This window comes from Pseudomonas silensiensis (assembly GCF_050434865.1).
Classification (GTDB): Bacteria; Pseudomonadota; Gammaproteobacteria; order Pseudomonadales; family Pseudomonadaceae; genus Aquipseudomonas; species Aquipseudomonas fluorescens_W.
In genome coordinates this window covers 306,057-326,412 of sequence record NZ_JBNDJH010000003.1, presented here as the reverse complement: position 1 = coordinate 326,412, position 20,356 = coordinate 306,057, and the positions used below count along the sequence as shown (strand labels likewise).

Genomic DNA, 20,356 nt, shown 5'->3' with positions numbered 1-20,356 from the left:
GGGGCCGATCTCCATGATTTTCAAAACCTGAGTTCGGCTGGCACTTTCAGGTCGATGTAGCTCCAAGATCACCTCGGTCAGTCCCCTCTACCCCTTGGGGCGGTCCGACGTTTCGGGAGGGTTAGGGTGAGGGGTGGTTTTAACTGACACGAAAGATCCAATGCGGCTTTAGCTCCATGGGTGGCTTATCATTAGCCCCCTAACGACGCTCACCCAAGGTTACCCCCGGCATGCTGGCTATCTTCCTCGAAACCCTGAACATCACCGCGCCGGTGTTTGCCATGCTGTTTCTGGGGGCGCTGCTCAAGCGCATCGACTGGATCAACGACAACTTCATCCACACAGCGTCGGCCTTGGTGTTCAATGTCACCATGCCGGCGTTGTTGTTTCTGGGCATCCTGCATGCCGACCTGCACGCCGCGTTGCAACCGGCGCTGCTCATCTACTTCTCGCTGGCGACGCTGGTGTGTTTTGCCATCGCCTGGGGCTGGGCGATCTGGAAGTGCCCGCGGGAAGATCGGGGGATTTACACCCAAGGCGCCTTTCGCGGCAACAACGGGGTCATCGGCCTCGCACTGGCTGCAAGTATGTACGGCGACTACGGGATTTCCCTCGGGGCGATTCTCGCGGCGTTGGTGATCCTGTTTTACAACACGCTCTCGACAATCGTGTTGGCGGTGTACAGCCCGGTGATCAAGTCCGACCCCTGGAGCATCTGCAAAAGCGTGATGGTCAATCCGTTGATCATCAGCGTGTTTGCGGCGGCGCCGTTTGCCTACTTCAAGATCAGCTTGCCGGGATGGCTGGAGACGTCCGGCCAATACCTGGCGCAAACCACCTTGCCGTTGGCGTTGATCTGCATTGGCGGCACGCTGTCGCTGGCGGCCCTGCGCAAAAGCGGCAACATGGCGCTGAGCTCAAGTCTGGTGAAGATGATCGGCCTGCCGGTCCTGGCGACGCTGGGGGCGTGGCTCTGGGGTTTTCGCGGTGCGGAGTTGGGGATTCTGTTTCTGTACTTCGGCAGCCCGACCGCCGCGGCCAGTTTTGTCATGGCCCGTCAGGCCAATGGCAATCATGAACTGGCGGCAGCGATCATTGTGATCACCACGTTGATGGCGGCGATCACCACCAATGTCGGGATCTTCCTGTTGCAGTGGGGCGGGTGGATTTAGCCCGGGGATTTTGTGTTGTCCTTCAGGGCCTCATCGCGAGCAGGCTCACTCCTACAAGGTATGTGATCGACACAAAACCACTGTAGGAGTGAGCCTGCTCGCGATAGCAATCGACTCGACACCCAAGATGTCTGGCGGTTACTCAGGCCTCTGGTAGCTATCGATCACTTCCTGCGCCGCGCGAAACGCATCGATCGCCGCCGGTACACCGGCATACACCGCGCAATGCAACAGCGCTTCACGAATCTCTTCCACGGTGCAGCCATTGTTCAGCGCGCCGCGCACGTGGCCTTTCAATTCCTGCGGGCACTTCAGCGCGGTCAGGGCGGCGAGGGTGATCAGGCTGCGGGTTTTCAATGGCAAACCTTCGCGGTTCCAGACGCCGCCCCAGGCGTGTTCGTTGACGAAATCCTGCAGCGGTTGAGTGAATTCGGTGGCATTGCCCAGCGCGCGGTCGACGAAGGCGTCGCCCATCACTTGGCGGCGGACTTCAATCCCAGGCTTTTTATCATCGGTCATGGCAATTCCTTATTGTGGTGTTGGCGACGCCAGGCGCGCAGCGACGTGAACAGCAAATACGCCACCAGCGCCGGCAGGACAAAAAACAGCATCAGGTGTTCAAGCTTGCCGGCCAGCGGCATGCCGGTGGTGAACGACACCACGTGCAGACCGTAAGCCAGATACAAACCCAAAAACAGCAGACCTTCGGCGCGGGTCACCCGGTAGCCGGAATAGAACGCCGGCAGACACAATGTCGCGACGCCGAGCATCACCGGCAAGTCGAAATCCAGGGCATTGGGCGATACCGACAACGGCGAAGGCGCGATCAATGCGGTGAAGCCCAGCACGCCCAAGAGGTTGAACAGGTTGCTGCCGATCACGTTGCCCACGGCGATGTCGCGCTGGCCGCGCAAGGCGGCGATCAACGAGGTCGCCAGTTCCGGCAGGGACGTGCTGACGGCAACGATGGTCAGGCCGATGATCCGCTCCGACAATCCCAGATCGGTCGCGACCGAAACCGCCGCGCCCAACAGCAAGTGACCGGCGTAGACCAGCATCGCCAAACCCACGGCGATCATCAGCAGGCTGCTGAACCATGGCGCTTGCGGGACTTCGTGGGTCGTCGATTGCGGGCGGGTCGAGTGCCGCGACTGGCGCAGCAGCAGGCCCAGATACAGGGCCAGTGCCGCGAGCAGCATCACGCCATCGGTGCGGGTCAGTTCTTCGTTCCACGCCAATACGAACACCAAAAGACTGGCGCCGATCATCAGCGGAATATCCAGGCGCACCAGTTGCCGTGAAACCCGCAGCGGGATGATCAGTGCCGAGAGCCCGAGGGTGACGAGGATGTTGAAGATGCTACTGCCGATCACGCTGCCGACGGCGATGTCGGCGTTCTCTGCCAGGGTCGCTTGCAGGCTGACCGCCATCTGCGGTGCGCTGCTGCCGAGGGCGACGATGGTCAGGCCGATAATCAGCGGTCGTACATGCAGGCGCGCGGCGAGGCGTACGGCGGCGCGCACCATCAGTTCGGCGCCGGCGATCAATAACAGCAAGCCGCTGAGCAATTCAATCACGCTGATCAGGGGTAAATCGGCAAGTCCGAAAATGGTCAGCGCTCCATCTGTCAGTCGTCGAGGGCTTGCACGCGAACCTTCGCGGTGCCGCTTTTGAGCATACCCAGTTGTTCGGCCGCTTCATGTGAAACATCGATCAGACGCCCACGGGTGTGCGGCCCGCGATCATTGATGCGCACTACACAGGACTTGTCGTTGTTCAGATTGGTGACCTTCACCCGCGTGCCGAAGGGCAACTGACGATGGGCGGCGGTCAGGGAATTCTTGTTGAAACGCTCGCCACTGGCGGTGCGTTTACCTTGGTGCTTGGCGCCGTAATACGAAGCAACGCCGGTCTTGTCATAGCCGTGTGGATCGATGACATCGGTGCTGGCGCAACCGGCCAGCAGAGAGAGCAGGGCGCAGGTACTGAGCAGACGCTTCATTCAAAGGTTCCCAAAATAAATGTGGCGAGGGAGCTTGCTCCCGCTGGTCTGCGAAGCAGACCCAAATCGGCAACCGCATTCTTTCTGGAAGAGTGCATCAGCTGACTTTGCGACCGCTTCGCGGCCGAGCGGGAGCAAGCTCCCTCGCCACAGGGGAATGAGCCAGGCTTTAAATCTGGCTCCATTCTCATCAGCCTTCGAGCTTGCTTTTCAGCAGTTCGTTAACCTGTTGCGGGTTGGCCTTGCCTTTGGAGGCTTTCATGGCCTGGCCGACGAAGAAGCCGAACATCTTGCCGCGTTTGGCTTCGTCTGCCGCGCGGTACTGTTCAACCTGTTCGGCATTGGCCGCGAGCATCTCGTCCAATACTGCCGAGATCGCACCCGTGTCGGTCACTTGCTTCAAGCCGCGCTTGTCGATGATCTCGTCCGCGCTGCCTTCGCCGTTGGCCATGGCTTCAAACACCACCTTGGCGATCTTGCCGGAGATGGTGTTGTCGGTGATACGCAGCAGCATGCCGCCCAGTTGCTCGGCCGAGACCGGCGACTGATCGATGTCCAGGCCCTGTTTGTTCAACAGGCTGCCCAATTCAACCATCACCCAGTTGGCCGCCAGCTTGGCGTCGCCGCCGATGCTCACGACTTTCTCGAAGTAGTCGGCTTGCTCGCGGCTGGTGGCCAGGACGCTGGCGTCGTAGACCGACAGACCGAACTGCGCCTGGAAGCGCTCGCGTTTCTGCGGCGGCAATTCAGGCAGGGTGGCGCGTACGTCGTCGAGGAACGAGTTCTCGATGACGACTGGCAGCAGGTCTGGATCGGGGAAGTAACGGTAGTCGTTGGCTTCCTCTTTACTGCGCATCGGACGAGTTTCGTCCTTGTTCGGATCGTACAGACGAGTCTGCTGGATCACCCTGCCGCCGTCTTCGATCAATTCGATCTGACGTTGCACTTCGGTGTTGATCGCCTTCTCGATGAAACGGAACGAGTTGACGTTCTTGATCTCGCAGCGCGTGCCGAATTCAACCTGGCCTTTTGGACGGATCGACACGTTGCAGTCGCAACGCAGCGAGCCTTCGGCCATGTTGCCGTCGCAAATGCCCAGGTAGCGGACCAGTGCGTGGACAGCCTTGACGTAAGCCACGGCTTCCTTGGCGCTGCGCATGTCCGGCTCGGAAACGATTTCCAGCAGCGGCGTGCCGGCGCGGTTCAGGTCGATGCCGGTGGCGCCGCTGAATTCTTCGTGCAGGCTTTTACCGGCGTCTTCTTCCAGGTGCGCGCGGGTGATGCCGACGCGTTTGACCGTGCCGTCTTCCAGCGCGATGTCCAGGTGGCCTTTGCCGACGATCGGCAATTCCATCTGGCTGATCTGGTAGCCCTTCGGCAGGTCCGGGTAGAAATAGTTTTTACGGGCGAACACGTTGTGCTGGCCGATCTCGGCATCAATCGCCAGACCGAACATCACCGCCATGCGCACCGCTTCCTGGTTCAGCACCGGCAATACGCCGGGCATGCCGAGGTCAACCAGGCTGGCCTGGGTGTTCGGCTCGGAACCGAAAGTGGTGGAGCTACCGGAAAAGATTTTCGACCGGGTGGTGAGCTGGGTGTGAATCTCCAGCCCGATCACGACTTCCCATTGCATGTGTTTCTCCTCAGAAGCCGGTTGGGGTGCGGGTGTGCCAGTCAGTATTCAGCTGGTACTGGTGCGCAACGTTGAGCAAACGGCCTTCCTGGAAATACGGGGCGAGCAATTGCACGCCGACCGGCAGACCATCGACAAAACCGGCTGGCATGGACAAGCCCGGCAGACCGGCGAGGTTGGCGGTGATGGTGTAGACGTCTTCCAGGTACGCAGCAACCGGGTCGCTGCTCTTGGCGCCGAGCTTCCAGGCCGGGTTCGGCGTGGTTGGGCCGAGGATGATGTCGACCTCATTGAAGGCCGCCATGAAGTCGTTCTTCACCAAACGGCGAATCTTCTGCGCCTTCAGGTAGTAAGCGTCGTAGTAACCAGCGGACAACGCGTAGGCGCCGACCATGATCCGGCGCTGCACTTCCGGGCCGAAACCTTCGCCACGGGAACGCTTGTACAGGTCGATCAGGTTTTTCGGGTCTTCGCAGCGATGGCCGAAACGCACGCCGTCGAAACGCGACAGGTTGGAAGACGCTTCTGCCGGGGCGATCACGTAGTACGCAGGGATCGCGTGCTGCATGTTCGGCAGGCTGATTTCCTTGATCACGGCACCGAGCTTTTTCAGCTCTTCGATGCTGGCCATGATCAGGTCGGCGATACGCGGGTCGAGACCGGCGCTGAAGTATTCCTTCGGCACGCCAATGCGCAGGCCTTGCAGCGAACCGTTGAGGCTGGCGCTGTAATCCGGCACGGGCTCATCGATGCTGGTGGAGTCTTGCGGGTCGAAACCGGCCATGCCTTGCAGCAGGATGGCGCAGTCTTCGGCCGTGCGAGCCAACGGGCCGCCCTGGTCGAGACTGGAGGCGTAAGCGATCATGCCCCAGCGCGAAACGCGACCGTACGTCGGTTTCAGACCGGTCAGGTTGGTAAACGCGGCCGGCTGGCGGATCGAGCCGCCGGTGTCGGTCGCAGTGGCGGCCGGCAACAGACGAGCGGCAACGGCCGCGGCCGAACCACCGGACGAACCGCCGGGCACGTGTTCCAGGTTCCACGGGTTTTTCACGGCGCCGTAGTAGCTCGACTCGTTGGCCGAACCCATGGCGAATTCGTCCATGTTGGTCTTGCCCAGGGTCACGGCCCCGGCAGCGGCCAGTTTGGCGACCACGGTGGCGTCGTACGGTGCTTTAAAGTTGTCGAGCATCTTCGATCCGCAGCTGGTGCGGATGCCCTGAGTGCAGAACAGGTCTTTGTGGGCGATCGGCGCACCGAGCAGGGCGCCGCTCTCACCATTGGCCCGGCGTGCGTCAGCGGCTTTCGCCTGCTGGAGCGCCAGGTCTTCGGTGAGGCTGATGAAACTGTTGAGCTGCGGATCGAGCTGGGCGATGCGCGCCAGCAGGACTTTGGTCAGCTCTTCGGAAGAAAACTTTTTATCGGCGAGTCCGCGGGCGATCTCGGCCAGAGTCAATTGATGCATTGCAGGCTCTTTCCCTTTAGTCGATGACTTTCGGAACCAGGTACAGGCCGTTTTCGACCGCTGGTGCGATGGACTGATAGGCCTCGCGATGATTGGTCTCGGTCACGACGTCTGCACGCAGGCGCTGGCTGGCTTCCAGTGGGTGGGCGAGCGGCTCGATACCGTCGGTATTGACCGCCTGCATTTCGTCGACCAGCCCCAGAATGCTGTTCAGGGCCGAAGTGATGTGTGGAAGATCGGCATCATTAAGGCCAAGACAGGCCAGATGAGCGATTTTTTCCACGTCGGAGCGTTCAAGCGTCATGGGATTCTCCAGTGGAAGGAAAACAGAACGGATGCTATCCGTGTGTTAGATTGTCGGAACACTACCGCATTTCTACGGTCATAAGGCCGCGATTGTGGGGGTTGGTGCACAGAAAAGCGGCCAATTTAACATATTGGCGCCTTGCCCAAAATCCCTGTCGTTGTTAGAGTTTGCCGCACTTTTTTACCCACGCGTTGCCTAGGGTCCCTTTCCCATGTTCAAGAAACTGCGTGGCATGTTTTCCAGCGATCTTTCCATTGACCTGGGCACTGCCAACACCCTTATTTACGTGCGCGAGCGCGGTATCGTCCTGAATGAGCCATCGGTTGTGGCTATTCGGACACACGGTAACCAGAAAAGTGTCGTTGCTGTCGGCACCGAGGCCAAGCGCATGCTCGGCCGTACGCCGGGCAACATTGCTGCCATTCGTCCGATGAAGGACGGCGTGATTGCCGACTTCAGCGTCTGCGAAAAGATGCTGCAATACTTTATCAACAAGGTTCACGAAAACAGCTTCCTGCAGCCTAGCCCTCGTGTGTTGATCTGCGTTCCGTGCAAATCCACCCAGGTTGAGCGTCGTGCCATCCGTGAGTCGGCCCTCGGTGCCGGTGCCCGTGAAGTGTTCCTGATCGAAGAGCCAATGGCTGCTGCGATCGGTGCCGGCTTGCCGGTTGAAGAAGCTCGCGGTTCGATGGTTGTCGATATCGGTGGCGGTACCACTGAAATCGCGCTGATCTCCCTGAACGGTGTGGTTTACGCCGAGTCCGTACGGGTTGGCGGCGACCGCTTCGACGAAGCGATCATCACTTACGTGCGTCGCAACTACGGCAGCCTGATCGGTGAATCCACCGCTGAGCGGATCAAGCAGGAAATCGGTACTGCCTACCCGGGCGGCGAAGTTCGCGAAGTCGACGTTCGCGGTCGCAACCTGGCCGAAGGCGTTCCACGCGCATTCACCCTGAACTCCAATGAAGTGCTGGAAGCTCTGCAAGAGTCCCTGGCCACCATCGTTCAGGCTGTGAAAAGTGCGCTGGAGCAATCGCCTCCGGAGCTGGCTTCCGATATCGCCGAGCGTGGCCTGGTACTGACCGGTGGCGGCGCCTTGCTGCGTGACCTCGACAAGTTGCTGGCCCAGGAAACCGGTCTGCCGGTAATCGTTGCCGAAGACCCGCTGACCTGTGTTGCTCGCGGCGGTGGCCGTGCGTTGGAAATGATGGATAAACACACCATGGACCTGCTGTCGAGCGAGTGATCTCGCCCGACGCCTCTATGCTGTTGGCGCGCAGGCAGCACTTTGCAGTGCTGCCTGTTGGCGTTTATCTTCTGTCAGTCTGCATCCAGGCCGGTTTGATGCCGTATGAATAAAGAGAACATTTGCCTGGGAGGAGCGGCTTATTAAACCGCTTTTCACCAAAGGGCCTTCACTGGGCGTGCGCTTGTTGGTGCTGGTCGTGCTATCGGTCGCGTTGATGGTGGTCGATGCCCGCTTCACACTGCTCAAGCCAGTGCGTAGCCAGATGTCGCTGGTACTGATGCAGTCTTACTGGATCACCGACCTGCCGCAGCGGCTATGGCAGGGTGTGGCCAGCCAGTTTGGCAGCCGTACCGAGCTCGTCGCCGAAAACGAAAAACTCAAAACCGAAAACCTGCTGTTGCAGGGCCGCATGCAAAAGCTTGCCGCCCTCACCGAGCAGAACGTTCGGCTGCGCGAGTTGCTCAACTCTTCCGCGCTGGTCAACGAGAAGGTCGAAGTGGCCGAATTGATCGGCATGGACCCCAACCCCTTCACCCATCGCATCATCATCAATAAAGGTGAGCGTGACGGTGTGGTCCTTGGTCAGCCGGTGCTGGATGCCCGCGGCCTGATGGGCCAGGTGGTCGAGTTGATGCCGTACACCTCTCGTGTTCTGCTGCTGACTGACACCACTCACAGCATTCCGGTGCAGGTGAACCGTAACGGTCTGCGGGCGATCGCCAGCGGCACCGGTAACCCGGAACGCCTGGAGCTGCGTCATGTGGCCGATACCGCCGACATTAAAGAAGGCGATCTGCTGGTCAGCTCCGGTCTGGGTCAGCGGTTCCCGGCGGGTTATCCGGTAGCGACGGTCAAGGAAGTGATTCACGATTCCGGTCAGCCGTTCGCTATCGTGCGCGCCGTGCCGACCGCCGCCTTGAACCGTAGCCGTTACCTGCTGCTGGTGTTCACCGACGGTCGCACAGCCGAAGAGCGCGCCAACGAAGCTGCCCAGGCTCAAGAAGCCTTGGACCAGCACGGTGGTGGGCCGATCATTCCAGCGACAGTACCGAAACCTGCCATGGTCCCGGCTGCTGTTGCTGCGCCCGTGGCTCCGGTTACGCCGACGACTGCCCCTACTGCCCCTGCTGCCACAACCCCGCCCAAACCTGTGGCAACTCATTCTGCTCCTGCGAAACCTGCGGCCAGCAAGCCGCCCGCGACGCAACCTGCGGCCGCTAAACCGCCAGCCACGACACCCGCTGCCGCGAGGCCTGCAGCCAAACCGCCTGTCTCTGCGCCGGCTACCACTGGGGGACGAGAATAATGGTGGGTGCTACTGCCTCCCGAAACGGCTGGATGGTCTGGCTGACATTCGCTATAGGCATGCTGCTCAGCGTTTCGCCGCTGCCGCAATTCATGGAAATTCTCCGTCCGCTGTGGCTGGCCCTGCTGCTGGCATTCTGGGCGTTGGCCATGCCGCAGAAAGTCGGGATGGTCACCGCGTGGTGCCTGGGCCTGGCTGAAGATGTGCTCTATGGCACGCTGCTGGGCCAGAACGCATTGATCCTGACGCTGATCACGTACCTGGTGCTGGCGCTGCAACAACGCCTGCGCATGTTCCCGATGTGGCAACAGAGCCTGGTGATCCTGGTGATCTTCGGCCTCGCGCAGCTTGTTCAACTATGGCTCAGCGCCCTGACCGGCAATCGTCAGCCGACGCTGGCGCTGGTCTTGCCGGCACTGGTCAGCGCATTACTCTGGCCGTGGATCAGCTACGGTTTGCGCGGTTTGCGTCGGCGCTACAAGATCAATTAATTCGGTCAGGCATTTGCCCGCACCTCGACAAGGGAGATGTCTTGATGAAAATGTTGTACCTCGCCTCAGGCTCGCCGCGTCGGCGTGAACTGCTCACGCAGATCGGCGTGCCGTTCTCCGCCATCAGCGCGGACATCGATGAAACCCCTTTAGAAAATGAATCCCCTTCGGCCTATGTCGAGCGCCTGGCGCGTGGCAAAGCCGAGGCCGGGTGCAGGACCGTCGTGTCCGCCACAGATTTTTGTGTGCTGGGCGCCGACACCGCCGTGGTGCTGGACGGAAAAATTCTCGGCAAGCCGGTTGATGAAGCCGAGGCGTGCGCCATGCTTATGATGTTGTCCGGGTGTGAACATGAAGTCCTGACGGCGATTGCGGTGCGAGAGGGTGAGCGTTGCGAGTCTCGGGTGGTGAGCAGTCTGGTGCGTTTTCGCAACATCAGTCGCGATGAAGCGGTGGCTTACTGGGCCAGCGGCGAGCCGCAAGACAAGGCTGGCGGCTACGGCATTCAAGGACTCGGCGCGGTGTTTGTCGCCGGGCTCAATGGCAGCTACTCGGCGGTGGTCGGGTTACCGCTGTGCGAAACCGCTGAGCTGCTGGGCCATTTCGGCATACCCTGTTGGCAAACCCTTAACGCGCGTTGAGCGTCGTACTGACAAGATGCGGCCATTATCGTGAACATGCCTGAACGAGACCCTGCCATGAGTGAAGAGATCCTGATCAACATCACGCCGATGGAATCGCGCGTGGCGGTGGTTGAAAACGGTGTTCTGCAAGAGGTCCACGTCGAGCGCACGCAAAAGCGCGGGATCGTCGGCAACATCTATAAAGGCAAGGTCGTGCGGGTATTGCCCGGCATGCAGGCGGCATTCGTCGACATCGGACTGGACCGCGCCGCGTTCATTCACGCCTCGGAAATCTCCCTGCGCGAAGGCCCTGCGGTCGAGAGCATCAGCGCTCTGGTTCACGAAGGCCAGAGCCTGGTGGTGCAAGTCACCAAGGACCCGATCGGCTCAAAAGGCGCACGCCTGACGACTCAGTTGTCGATTCCCTCGCGTTATCTGGTGTACATGCCGCGCACGGCACACGTCGGCATTTCGTTGAAGATTGAAGACGAGGCCGAGCGTGAGCGTCTCAAACAAGTGGTCACTGATTGCGTGGCCAAAGAAGGCATCCAGGAGGCCGGTGGCTTTATCCTGCGCACCGCAGCCGAAGGTGCCGGTGCCGATGAAATCCTCATGGACATCCGCTACCTGCGTCGTCTCTGGGATCAGATCAACGAGCAGATCAAAACCATCAGCGCGCCGAGTGTGATCTACGAAGACCTCGGCCTGGCGCTGCGCACCTTGCGTGATCTGGTGAGCCCGAAGATCGAGAAGATCCGGATCGACTCCCGGGAAACCTTCCAGAAAACCACACAGTTCGTCGCCGAGCTGATGCCGGAAATCGCCGATCGTCTTGAGCATTACCCGGGCGAGCGACCGATCTTCGACCTGTACGGCGTCGAAGACGAAATCCAGAAAGCCCTGGAGCGCAAAGTCCCGCTGAAGTCCGGCGGTTACCTGGTGGTCGATCCGGCGGAAGCCATGAGCACCATCGACGTCAACACCGGGGCGTTCGTCGGTCATCGCAACCTCGAAGAAACCATCTTCAAGACCAACCTCGAAGCCGCGACCGCTATTGCTCGTCAGCTGCGCCTGCGCAACCTGGGCGGGATCATCATCATCGACTTCATCGACATGGAAGATGAAGAGCACCAACGCCAGGTGCTGCGCACACTCGAGAAGCAACTGGAGCGCGATCACGCCAAGACCAACATCATCGGCATCACCGAGTTGGGCCTGGTGCAGATGACCCGCAAGCGCACTCGCGAAAGTCTTGAACAAGTGCTGTGCGAGCCGTGCAGCAGCTGTCAGGGCCGCGGCAAGCTCAAGACGCCTGAAACCGTTTGCTACGAGATTTTCCGCGAAATCCTCCGGGAAGCTCGCGCCTATCAGGCGGAAGGCTATCGTGTATTGGCAAACCAGAAAGTGGTCGACCGTTTGCTCGATGAAGAATCGGGCAATGTCGCCGAGCTCGAAGGTTTTATTGGACGCACCATCCGGTTCCAGGTGGAAACCATGTACTCCCAGGAACAATACGACGTGGTGCTGCTCTGAATCACTGTCTTTCAACCCTGTTAGAACGGCTGGCCTCAGCTTTTTGCAGTATTTTTGCCATGGGAGCCAACTGACATGGAACGTCTGACACGCATTTTAGCCGCACTGACCCGCTGGGGTCTGGGGCTGTGTGCGTTGGTATTGGTGTTGATGGCGTTGTACGTCAGCCTCGGCCGAGAGCTGACGCCGCTGGTGGCCGAGTACCGTGCCGAAGTCGAGGCCAAAGCCAGCGCTGCCTTGGGTATGCCGCTGAATATCGGCGAACTGGAAGGCAACTGGAGCGGCTTTGCGCCGATCATGCTGGCTCACGACGTGATGGTCGGCGAGGGTGCTAATGCCCTGCGTCTGGATCAGGTACGCGCGGTGCCGGATCTTTGGGCCAGTCTGATGGCTCGCGAAGTGCGCATCGCTCACCTGGAACTCAGCGGCCTGAAGATCAGCCTCAAGGAAAGCGAGGACGGTCATTGGGCGCTGGAAGGTTTGCCGGTGCAGCAGGATCAGCCGCTGGATCCTGAGCAATTGCTCAATCGCATGCAGATGGTTCAGCAACTGTCGGTACTCGATAGCCAGGTCACTTTGCAGCCACTCAAAGAGCAGCCGCTGACCCTGACTTACGTCGGTCTGAATCTGAAAACCGGCGTCTCCCGCCAGCGACTCGACGCCCGTTTGACCCTGCCCGACGGACAACCGGTGGCCATCAGTCTGCGTACCCGTCTGCGCGCCAGCGAATGGAAAGACGGCGAGGCCGAAGCCTATTTGAGCCTGCCGCAAAGCGACTGGTCGAAATGGCTGCCTGAGCGCCTGACCCAACAATGGAATTTTTCCGAGATCAAGGCCGGCGGCGAGCTTTGGGTGAACTGGAACAAGGGCGCCCTGCAAAGTGCTGCGATTCGCTTGAACGCGCCGCAACTCAAGGGTGCGTACGCCGAACGCAAGCCGATCCAGATCAACAATCTGGCGCTCAACGGCTATTTCCAGCGCAGTTCCGAAGGCGCTCTGATCACCCTGGATTCGCTGGCCATGAGCCTTGGCGAGACCCGTTGGGAATCGCACCTGCAACTCAAACAAAACGTGGCGACCGACAAGACTGAAGAGCTTTGGCATCTGCAAGCCGACCGCCTCGATCTCACCCCGATCACCCCGATACTGAATGCCTTGGGGCCGCTGCCCGAAGGCGTTGCTACGGCCGTCGAGCGACTCAAAGTGACCGGTGGCCTGCGCAACGTGCTGATCGACTTCCGGCCCAATGCCACCGACGACAGCAAATTCAGCTTTGCCGCCAACCTGGATCGGGTCGGCTTCGATGCCTATCACGGCGCTCCGGCGGCACGAAATGTCAGTGGCAGTATCAGCGGTGATCTGGGCGGTGGCGAGCTGCGCATGGACAGCAAGGATTTTTCCCTGCACCTGGACCCGATCTTCGCCAAGCCATGGCAGTACATTCAGGCCAATGCCCGACTGACCTGGAAACTTGATAAAGAAGCCTTCACCTTGATCGCGCCGTACCTGAAGGTGCTGGGCGAGGAGGGCAAGATAGCCGGCGACTTCCTGATCCGCCTGCATTTCGACCACACCCAGGAAGACTACATGGACCTGCGGGTCGGTCTGGTGGACGGCGACGGGAGCTACACCGCCAAGTACTTGCCGACAATGCTCAGCCCGGGGCTCGACGAATGGCTGCGTACGGCGATTCTCAAAGGTGCGGTGGACGAAGGCTTCTTCCAGTACCAGGGTTCGTTGAACCACGGGGCCGCCGATACGGATCGCAGCATCAGCCTGTTCTTCAAGGTTCACGACGCCGAACTGGCCTTCCAGCCAGGCTGGCCACATGTCAGCAACGTCACGGGTGACGTGTTTGTTGAAGACAGCGGTGTGCGGATCCTCGCCAGCAAGGGGCAGTTGCTCAATACCCAGGTCAGCGACATTTACGTCAATATTCCCCATGTGCCAGCGGGGCAAAGCGTCCATCTGTTCCTCGACGGCGGATTCGCTGGCGGGTTGGGCGATGGCCTGAAGATTCTCCAGGAAGCGCCGATCGGCACCGCAGCCACCTTTGCCGGTTGGGAAGGCGAGGGCGATCTGCGGGGCAAACTGAAACTGGACATTCCATTGGTCAAAGGCGAGCAGCCGAAGATCCTCGTCGACTTCAAGACCGCCAACGCCCGTCTGAAACTGGCCGAGCCAACCCTGGAGCTGACTCAGCTCAAGGGTGATTTCCGTTTCGACAGCACCAAGGGTTTGAGCGGGCAAAACATCACCGCGCGCGCGTTCGATAAACCGGTTACTGCACAGATTTTCGCCGATGGCGGCCCCGGCAACCTCAAGACTCGCGTCGCTGCCTCGGGCCAGGTCGAGGTCAAGAAACTGACTGACTGGCTGAGTGTGACTCAGCCGTTGCCAGTGTCCGGTGTGATCCCTTATCAGCTGCAACTGAATCTTGATGGGCCCGACAGTCAATTGATGGTCAGCTCCAGCCTCAAGGGCGTAGCAATCGATTTGCCGGCACCGTTCGGCATGGCGGCCGACGTCGGCCGCGACACCACGTTCCGCATGACCCTGCAGGGGCCAGAGCGGCGCTACTGGGTCAACTACGGTGAGCTGGCGAACTTCACGTTTGCGGCACCGCCCGGCAATTTTGCCGATGGTCGTGGCGAGTTGTTCCTGGGTGGCGGTAATGCCGTGCTCCCCGGCGCCAAAGGCCTGCGGGTGCGCGGTGTGCTGTCGGAACTGGATGTCGGCCCCTGGAAGGACCTGGTAGACAAGTACGCCGGCCAGGATCCGGGCGGCAACGCCAAACAGTTGCTCAGCAGCGCTGATTTGCAGATTGGCATGCTCAGCGGTGTCGGCACTACGCTGGATCAGGCTTCCGTACAGTTGAACCGCAAACCTGCAGCGTGGGCCTTGCAGCTCGACAGCCAACAGGTCAAGGGCAGCGCCAGCATCCCCGATGCGAAAGCCGCGCCGATTGCGATCAATCTGCAATACGTGCGTTTGCCGGCGCCAGACCCGACGGTCCTGGCCGACGAAAACTCGCCAGATCCGCTGGCCTCGGTGGATCCGACGAAGATCCCGGCACTGGACATCACCATCAATCAGCTGTTCCAGGGCAAGGACCTCGTCGGGGCCTGGTATCTGAAAGTCCGTCCGACTGCCAAGGGCATTGCGCTTAATACGCTGGATCTGGGCCTCAAGGGCATTCTTCTGCAGGGCAGCGGTGGTTGGGAAGGTGTGCCCGGTTCAAGTAGCAGTTGGTACAAGGGCCGGATCAGCGGCAAGAATCTCGCCGATGTACTGAAGGGCTGGGGCTTTGCGCCGAGTGTCACCAGCGAAAATTTTCATATGGATGTCGATGGTCGCTGGCCGGGTTCGCCGGCCTGGCTGGCCACCAAGCGGTTCTCCGGCACCCTTGATGCGTCGCTGAATAAAGGCCAGTTCGTTGAAGTCGAGGGCAGCGCCCAGGCCCTGCGGGTATTTGGCCTGCTCAACTTCAACTCCATCGGCCGCCGACTGCGTCTGGACTTCTCCGACCTGTTCGGCAAAGGCTTGAGTTATGACCGGGTCAAAGGCCTGCTGGTCGCGACCAACGGCGTTTACGTGACCAAGGAGCCGATCCAGATGACCGGTCCGTCGAGTAATGTTGAGCTCAACGGCACGCTGAACCTGGTGGGTGACCAGATTGATGCCAAGTTGATGGTGACGTTGCCTGTGACCAACAACCTGCCGATTGCCGCGTTGATCGTCGGTGCACCGGCTATCGGCGGCGCGCTGTTCCTGATCGATAAGCTCATCGGTGACCGTGTGGCGCGCTTCGCCAGCGTCCAATACACCGTCAAGGGGCCGTGGAAAGAGCCGAAAATCACCTTCGACAAGCCTTTTTGACGCTCTTTTTCAAAAGCCACGTCTCGGGCCGATGGAGTAGCATGGCCATACGTAGCGGCGCAGCTCCCCTGTAGCAGCTGGCGAAGCCTGCGTCCGGCTGCGCAGCAGTCGTAAATCCGGGATGCACGGTTTATCTGAAAGACCGCGGTGTCTGATTTTACGACTGCTGCGCAGCCGGACGCAGGCTTCGCCAGCTGCTACACAGGTCGGTGTACGGATTTAAAGAAGGAAAGGCCATGTCTTTTGCGGTGATTCAAATGGTCAGCCAGAGCGATGTACTGGCCAATCTGGCCCAGGCCCGTCGGCTGCTCGAGCAAGCGGCGGCCGGTGGTGCGCAGCTTGCCGTACTGCCGGAAAACTTCGCTGCGATGGGCCGTCGCGACATCGCCGACATCGGCCGCGCCGAGGCCTTGGGCGAAGGTCCGATCCTGCCATGGTTGAAACAGACCGCCCGCGACCTCAAGTTATGGATAGTGGCCGGCACATTGCCGTTGCCGCCGGTGGATCAACCGACGGCCAAAGTGCATGCCTGCTCGCTGCTGGTGGATGACCACGGCGAAACCGTTGCACGGTATGACAAGTTGCACCTTTTCGACGTCGATGTGGCGGACAATCGCGGGCATTATCGCGAATCCGATGACTATGCTTATGGCAGTGGGGTAGTCGTGGCGGACACGCCCGTCGGTCGAGTCGGGCTGACAGTGTGTTACGACCTGCGCTTCCCGGAGCTGTACAGCGAATTACGCGCGGCCGGTGCGGAGTTGATTACCGCGCCGTCGGCCTTTACCGCGGTGACCGGCGCGGCGCATTGGGATGTGTTGATTCGCGCGCGGGCCATCGAAACTCAATGTTATGTGCTCGCGGCTGCCCAGGGTGGGACGCATCCGGGGCCGCGAGAAACCTGGGGTCATGCCGCAATCATCGACCCGTGGGGACGTGTGCTGGCGCAACAGCACCAAGGCGAGGCCGTGCTGCTGGCCGAACGCGATAGCAGCGAACAGGCGTCCATCAGGGCGCGGATGCCGGTGTCCAGTCACCGGCGCTTTTTCTCGCAGGGCGCACAGCGACCTGCCTCAGAACGATGAATTTAAGGCGTAAAGCATATGAGCGAGTTGTTGTCCTCAGTCAGTGAACACCTCCTGGCGCCCGGCGGCGTAACGATCGAGAGCCTGCAAGGTGTGCTCGGTGATCTGGCCGGCCCGGGCATCGATGCTGCCGACCTGTATTTCCAGGGGCAGATTTCCGAGTCCTGGGCGCTGGAAGACGGGATCGTCAAGGAAGGCAGCTTCAATCTCGACCAAGGTGTCGGCGTGCGTGCGCAATCGGGTGAGAAAACCGGTTTTGCCTACAGCAATGCCATTACTCTCGAAGCCCTCTGTGCCGCGGCCCGTGCTGCACGTTCGATCTCCCGCGCCGGCCAGAACGGCACGGTGCAAGCCTTCACGACCCAGGATGTCGCCCAGTTGTACGGGCCGGACAACCCGCTGGAAGTGATGACCCGTGCCGAGAAGGTCGAACTGCTCAAGCGTATCGACGTTGCGACTCGCGCACTCGACCCGCGTATCCAGCAAGTCACCGTGAGCATGGCCGGCGTCTGGGAGCGAATCCTCGTGGCTTCCACCGACGGTGGCCTGGCCGCGGATGTACGGCCGCTGGTGCGCTTTAACGTCAGTGTGATCGTCGAGCAGAACGGTCGCCGAGAGCGCGGCGGTCATGGCGGTGGCGGTCGTACCGATTACCGTTATTTCCTCAGCGATGACCGCGCCATGGGCTACGCCCGTGAAGCGCTGCGTCAGGCGCTGGTGAATCTCGAAGCCATCCCTGCGCCGGCCGGTACGTTGCCAGTGGTGCTGGGGTCCGGCTGGTCCGGCGTGTTGCTGCACGAAGCGGTCGGCCACGGTCTGGAAGGCGACTTCAACCGCAAGGGCAGTTCGGCCTACAGCGGGCGCATGGGCGAGATGGTTGCGTCCAAGCTTTGCACCATCGTCGATGACGGCACGCTGGCCGGGCGTCGCGGTTCCCTAAGCGTCGATGATGAAGGCACCCCGACCGAGTGCACGACACTGATCGAAAACGGCGTACTCAAAGGCTATATGCAGGACAAGCTCAACGCCCGCCTGATGGGCGTGGCCCGCACCGGCAACGGTCGCCGTGAATCCTACGCGCACCTGCCGATGCCGCGCATGACCAACACCTACATGCTGGCCGGCGAAAGCGACCCGGCGGAAATCATCGCCTCGGTGAAGCGCGGTATCTACTGCGCCAACCTCGGCGGCGGTCAGGTGGACATCACCAGCGGCAAATTCGTGTTCTCCACCAGCGAGGCGTACCTGATCGAAGACGGCAAAATCACTGCCCCGGTCAAAGGTGCGACGTTGATCGGCAACGGGCCGGAAGCGATGAGCAAGGTGTCGATGGTCGGTAACGATCTGGCGCTGGACAGCGGCGTGGGGACGTGTGGCAAGGATGGGCAGTCGGTGCCGGTGGGTGTCGGCCAGCCAACGCTGAAAATCGATGCGATCACTGTGGGTGGCACAGGATCGTAAAAGGATGGAGCTTCGGGTGAGCCGCTTGGCGACTCACCCGATTCGAGATTTAACGCAGACCGCGTTGAGTCTCGTCCAGCTCACGGATGTACTTGAAGATTTTACGGCTCGATGCCGGTGGCTTGTTGGTCGCCAGTTCGTGCTGGGCCTGACGGATCAGGGAGCGCAATTGCTGACGATCAGCCTCCGGGTAGTCGACCACGAACTTCTCCAGGACCGCATCGTCGCCCGCGATCAAGCGATCGCGCCAGCGTTCCAGGCCATGGAAACGTTCGTTGTACTGCCGGGTGGAGGCATCGAGTTGATCGAGCAGAGTCAGAATGGCGTCAGTGTCCTGATCGCGCATCAGTTTGCCGATGAACATGAGGTGCCGTTTACGCGCGATATTCGCGGTGTGCTTGGGCGCATCGGCCAATGCCCGGCGCATAGCGTCGGTCAACGGCAGTTTTGCCAGCAAGTCAGGCTTGAGCGTTGTAAGGCGCTCGCCGAGGTCAACCAGAGCATGAAGCTCGCGTTTAACCTGGGATTTGCTTTTTTCTCCCGTATCGAGGGAGTCGTCGTAAGAATCAACCATGGTGGCCGTCCGCAAAGAAACGCCGCCATGATAACCAGTCGGGGGCCGCTTGTCCGGCCCGGTCGCTCGAAGGCCCTAGCCGAAAGCAGAATTTGAGTGGAGAACAGCATGAGTGCAGTTGAAAGCGTCGGCCCACAAGCGTTGCCGGCACTGCAAGAACAAGTCGAGCAGATCATCGCTGAAGCCAAGCGCCAGGGTGCCAGTGCCTGTGAAGTGGCGGTGTCCCTGGAGCAGGGCCTGTCCACCTCGGTGCGTCAGCGTGAAGTCGAAACCGTCGAATTCAACCGCGATCAGGGCTTCGGCATCACCTTGTACGTTGGCCAGCGCAAGGGCTCGGCCAGCACGTCCGCCAGCGGTCCGGAGGCGATTCGCGAAACCGTCGCCGCCGCGCTGGCTATCGCCAAGCACACGTCGGAAGACGAAGCGTCGGGCCTGGCAGACGCCGCGCTGATGGCTAAGGATCTGCAGGATTTCGACCTGTTCCACGAATGGGACATCACCCCGGAGCAAGCCATCGAGCAGGCGCTGACCTGCGAAGCCGCGGCATTTGCTGCCGACAGCCGGATCAAGAACGCCGACGGCACCACCCTCAGCACCCACCAGGGTTGCCGCGTTTACGGCAACAGCCACGGTTTTATCGGCGCCTACGCGTCGACCCGGCACAGCCTGAGCTGCGTGATGATCGCCGAGGCCGACGGCCAGATGCAGCGCGATTACTGGTACGACGTAAACCGTCAGGGCAACTTGCTGGCCAGCCCGGAGAGCATCGGCCAGCGTGCCGCGCAACGGGCGGCGAGCCGTCTGGGCGCGCGTCCGGTGCCGACCTGCGAAGTGCCGGTGCTGTTTTCCGCGGAACTGGCCGGTGGTTTGTTCGGCAGTTTCCTCTCGGCGATTTCCGGCGGCAGCCTGTATCGCAAATCCTCGTTCCTTGAAGGCACGCTGGGGCAGAAACTGTTCCCGGAATGGCTGACCATCGATGAGCGTCCGCACTTGATGCGCGCGCTGGGCAGTTCGGCGTTCGACGGCGACGGTCTGGCGACGTACGCCAAACCGTTCGTCGAAAAGGGCGAGTTGGTGTCGTACATCCTCGGCACGTACTCTGGCCGTAAGCTCGGGATGCCGAGCACCGCCAATGCCGGCGGGGTGCATAACCTGTTCGTCACCCATGGCGACGAAGACCAGGCAGCCTTGCTGCGCCGCATGGGCCGCGGCCTGCTGGTGACTGAACTGATGGGTCAGGGCCTGAACATGGTCACTGGCGATTACTCCCGTGGCGCGGCGGGTTACTGGGTCGAGAATGGTGAAATCCAGTTTGCGGTCCAGGAAGTGACCATCGCCGGCAACATGCGTGACATGTTCAAACAGATCGTTGCCGTCGGTAATGACCTGGAACTGCGCAGCAACATTCGTACAGGTTCGGTACTGATCGAGCGGATGACGGTAGCGGGCAGCTAACGCTTAACCGTTACACAAAAAGGCGCGCCACCCATCGTTGGGTGGCGCGCCTTTTTTGTGCGTAGATTTTCTCGGGGTTGTTTTGGTTCTCATTATCATCTAATAATAAATCTCATTA

Annotated in this window: 17 protein-coding genes; 10 read left to right on the top strand and 7 right to left on the bottom strand. The window is 60.5% G+C overall.

The window, feature by feature from the left end; genetic code table 11:
• Positions 1 to 230 precede the first annotated feature (230 nt).
• Positions 231 to 1,172, top strand: coding sequence for an AEC family transporter (locus tag QF010_RS06145; RefSeq protein WP_033058038.1), 942 nt, complete (start codon positions 231 to 233; stop codon positions 1,170 to 1,172).
• A 138-nt stretch (positions 1,173 to 1,310) separates the two neighbouring features.
• Here QF010_RS06145 and QF010_RS06140 read toward each other — a convergent pair whose 3' ends face one another.
• The 6 genes from QF010_RS06140 to gatC form a co-directional block, all read right to left on the bottom strand.
• A complete protein-coding gene (locus QF010_RS06140) occupies positions 1,311 to 1,691 on the bottom strand; it encodes a carboxymuconolactone decarboxylase family protein (RefSeq protein ID WP_429511095.1) in 381 nt (126 codons plus the stop codon).
• Positions 1,688 to 2,749 (bottom strand): calcium/sodium antiporter, encoded by a 1,062-nt coding sequence (locus tag QF010_RS06135; protein ID WP_033058034.1) that lies wholly within the window; start codon positions 2,747 to 2,749, stop codon positions 1,688 to 1,690. Before QF010_RS06135 ends, QF010_RS06140 begins: the two co-directional genes overlap by 4 nt.
• A 50-nt stretch (positions 2,750 to 2,799) precedes the next feature.
• The gene (locus QF010_RS06130) at positions 2,800 to 3,174 is read right to left on the bottom strand and encodes a septal ring lytic transglycosylase RlpA family protein (RefSeq protein ID WP_429532606.1); all 375 of its coding nucleotides are present in this window, start codon (positions 3,172 to 3,174) and stop codon (positions 2,800 to 2,802) included.
• Between the two features lie 190 nt (positions 3,175 to 3,364).
• Positions 3,365 to 4,810, bottom strand: coding sequence for an Asp-tRNA(Asn)/Glu-tRNA(Gln) amidotransferase subunit GatB (gene gatB / locus QF010_RS06125; RefSeq protein ID WP_033058030.1), 1,446 nt, complete (start codon positions 4,808 to 4,810; stop codon positions 3,365 to 3,367).
• 10 nt (positions 4,811 to 4,820) lie between these two features.
• Positions 4,821 to 6,272: an Asp-tRNA(Asn)/Glu-tRNA(Gln) amidotransferase subunit GatA gene (gene gatA, locus QF010_RS06120; RefSeq protein ID WP_033058029.1), complete on the bottom strand. Its 1,452-nt coding sequence runs from the start codon at positions 6,270 to 6,272 to the stop codon at positions 4,821 to 4,823.
• Positions 6,273 to 6,288: 16 nt separating this feature from the next.
• Entirely contained in the window at positions 6,289 to 6,576 is a 288-nt protein-coding gene (gene gatC, locus QF010_RS06115) for an Asp-tRNA(Asn)/Glu-tRNA(Gln) amidotransferase subunit GatC (RefSeq protein ID WP_008026876.1), read from the bottom strand.
• 214 nt (positions 6,577 to 6,790) lie between these two features.
• Here gatC and mreB point away from each other — a divergent pair, with 214 nt between their 5' ends.
• The 8 genes from mreB (at position 6,791) to tldD (ending at position 18,209) form a co-directional block, all read left to right on the top strand.
• Positions 6,791 to 7,828, top strand: a complete 1,038-nt coding sequence (gene mreB / locus QF010_RS06110) for a rod shape-determining protein MreB (protein ID WP_002555108.1) — start codon at positions 6,791 to 6,793, stop codon at positions 7,826 to 7,828.
• A 142-nt stretch (positions 7,829 to 7,970) separates the two neighbouring features.
• On the top strand, positions 7,971 to 9,137 hold the full coding sequence (gene mreC / locus QF010_RS06105) for a rod shape-determining protein MreC (RefSeq protein WP_429532632.1): 1,167 nt from the start codon (positions 7,971 to 7,973) through the stop codon (positions 9,135 to 9,137).
• Positions 9,137 to 9,628 carry a rod shape-determining protein MreD gene (gene mreD, locus QF010_RS06100; protein WP_008148886.1) on the top strand — a complete coding sequence of 164 codons (492 nt, stop codon included), beginning with the start codon at positions 9,137 to 9,139 and terminating at the stop codon, positions 9,626 to 9,628. Before mreC ends, mreD begins: the two co-directional genes overlap by 1 nt.
• A gap of 44 nt (positions 9,629 to 9,672) precedes the next feature.
• Positions 9,673 to 10,269, top strand: coding sequence for a Maf family protein (locus tag QF010_RS06095; RefSeq protein WP_429532605.1), 597 nt, complete (start codon positions 9,673 to 9,675; stop codon positions 10,267 to 10,269).
• 57 nt (positions 10,270 to 10,326) lie between these two features.
• Positions 10,327 to 11,784, top strand: coding sequence for a ribonuclease G (rng, locus tag QF010_RS06090; RefSeq protein ID WP_033058026.1), 1,458 nt, complete (start codon positions 10,327 to 10,329; stop codon positions 11,782 to 11,784).
• Between the two features lie 75 nt (positions 11,785 to 11,859).
• Positions 11,860 to 15,663 (top strand): YhdP family protein, encoded by a 3,804-nt coding sequence (locus QF010_RS06085; RefSeq protein ID WP_429532604.1) that lies wholly within the window; start codon positions 11,860 to 11,862, stop codon positions 15,661 to 15,663.
• Between the two features lie 236 nt (positions 15,664 to 15,899).
• Positions 15,900 to 16,748 (top strand): carbon-nitrogen hydrolase family protein, encoded by an 849-nt coding sequence (locus tag QF010_RS06080; RefSeq protein WP_429532603.1) that lies wholly within the window; start codon positions 15,900 to 15,902, stop codon positions 16,746 to 16,748.
• Between the two features lie 18 nt (positions 16,749 to 16,766).
• Positions 16,767 to 18,209, top strand: a complete 1,443-nt coding sequence (gene tldD, locus QF010_RS06075) for a metalloprotease TldD (protein ID WP_429532602.1) — start codon at positions 16,767 to 16,769, stop codon at positions 18,207 to 18,209.
• Positions 18,210 to 18,258: 49 nt separating this feature from the next.
• On the opposite strand, the gene yjgA is transcribed toward tldD, so the two are convergent.
• Entirely contained in the window at positions 18,259 to 18,783 is a 525-nt protein-coding gene (gene yjgA / locus QF010_RS06070) for a ribosome biogenesis factor YjgA (protein ID WP_033058015.1), read from the bottom strand.
• 108 nt (positions 18,784 to 18,891) lie between these two features.
• Here yjgA and pmbA point away from each other — a divergent pair, with 108 nt between their 5' ends.
• Complete coding sequence (gene pmbA / locus QF010_RS06065) at positions 18,892 to 20,238, top strand: metalloprotease PmbA (RefSeq protein ID WP_033058013.1); 1,347 nt, start codon at positions 18,892 to 18,894, stop codon at positions 20,236 to 20,238.
• Positions 20,239 to 20,356: the final 118 nt, after the last annotated feature.

What these genes read in the sequence shown, in the direction of transcription:
- QF010_RS06145 (WP_033058038.1), top strand. Translation starts at nt 231, where the DNA reads ATGCTGGCTATCTTCCTCGAAACCCTGAACATCACCGCGCCGGTGTTT.
- QF010_RS06140 (WP_429511095.1), bottom strand. Translation starts at nt 1,691, where the DNA reads ATGACCGATGATAAAAAGCCTGGGATTGAAGTCCGCCGCCAAGTGATG.
- QF010_RS06130 (WP_429532606.1), bottom strand. Translation starts at nt 3,174, where the DNA reads ATGAAGCGTCTGCTCAGTACCTGCGCCCTGCTCTCTCTGCTGGCCGGT.
- gatB (WP_033058030.1), bottom strand. Translation starts at nt 4,810, where the DNA reads ATGCAATGGGAAGTCGTGATCGGGCTGGAGATTCACACCCAGCTCACC.
- gatA (WP_033058029.1), bottom strand. Translation starts at nt 6,272, where the DNA reads ATGCATCAATTGACTCTGGCCGAGATCGCCCGCGGACTCGCCGATAAA.
- gatC (WP_008026876.1), bottom strand. Translation starts at nt 6,576, where the DNA reads ATGACGCTTGAACGCTCCGACGTGGAAAAAATCGCTCATCTGGCCTGT.
- mreB (WP_002555108.1), top strand. Translation starts at nt 6,791, where the DNA reads ATGTTCAAGAAACTGCGTGGCATGTTTTCCAGCGATCTTTCCATTGAC.
- mreD (WP_008148886.1), top strand. Translation starts at nt 9,137, where the DNA reads ATGGTGGGTGCTACTGCCTCCCGAAACGGCTGGATGGTCTGGCTGACA.
- QF010_RS06095 (WP_429532605.1), top strand. Translation starts at nt 9,673, where the DNA reads ATGAAAATGTTGTACCTCGCCTCAGGCTCGCCGCGTCGGCGTGAACTG.
- rng (WP_033058026.1), top strand. Translation starts at nt 10,327, where the DNA reads ATGAGTGAAGAGATCCTGATCAACATCACGCCGATGGAATCGCGCGTG.
- QF010_RS06085 (WP_429532604.1), top strand. Translation starts at nt 11,860, where the DNA reads ATGGAACGTCTGACACGCATTTTAGCCGCACTGACCCGCTGGGGTCTG.
- QF010_RS06080 (WP_429532603.1), top strand. Translation starts at nt 15,900, where the DNA reads ATGTCTTTTGCGGTGATTCAAATGGTCAGCCAGAGCGATGTACTGGCC.
- tldD (WP_429532602.1), top strand. Translation starts at nt 16,767, where the DNA reads ATGAGCGAGTTGTTGTCCTCAGTCAGTGAACACCTCCTGGCGCCCGGC.
- yjgA (WP_033058015.1), bottom strand. Translation starts at nt 18,783, where the DNA reads ATGGTTGATTCTTACGACGACTCCCTCGATACGGGAGAAAAAAGCAAA.
- pmbA (WP_033058013.1), top strand. Translation starts at nt 18,892, where the DNA reads ATGAGTGCAGTTGAAAGCGTCGGCCCACAAGCGTTGCCGGCACTGCAA.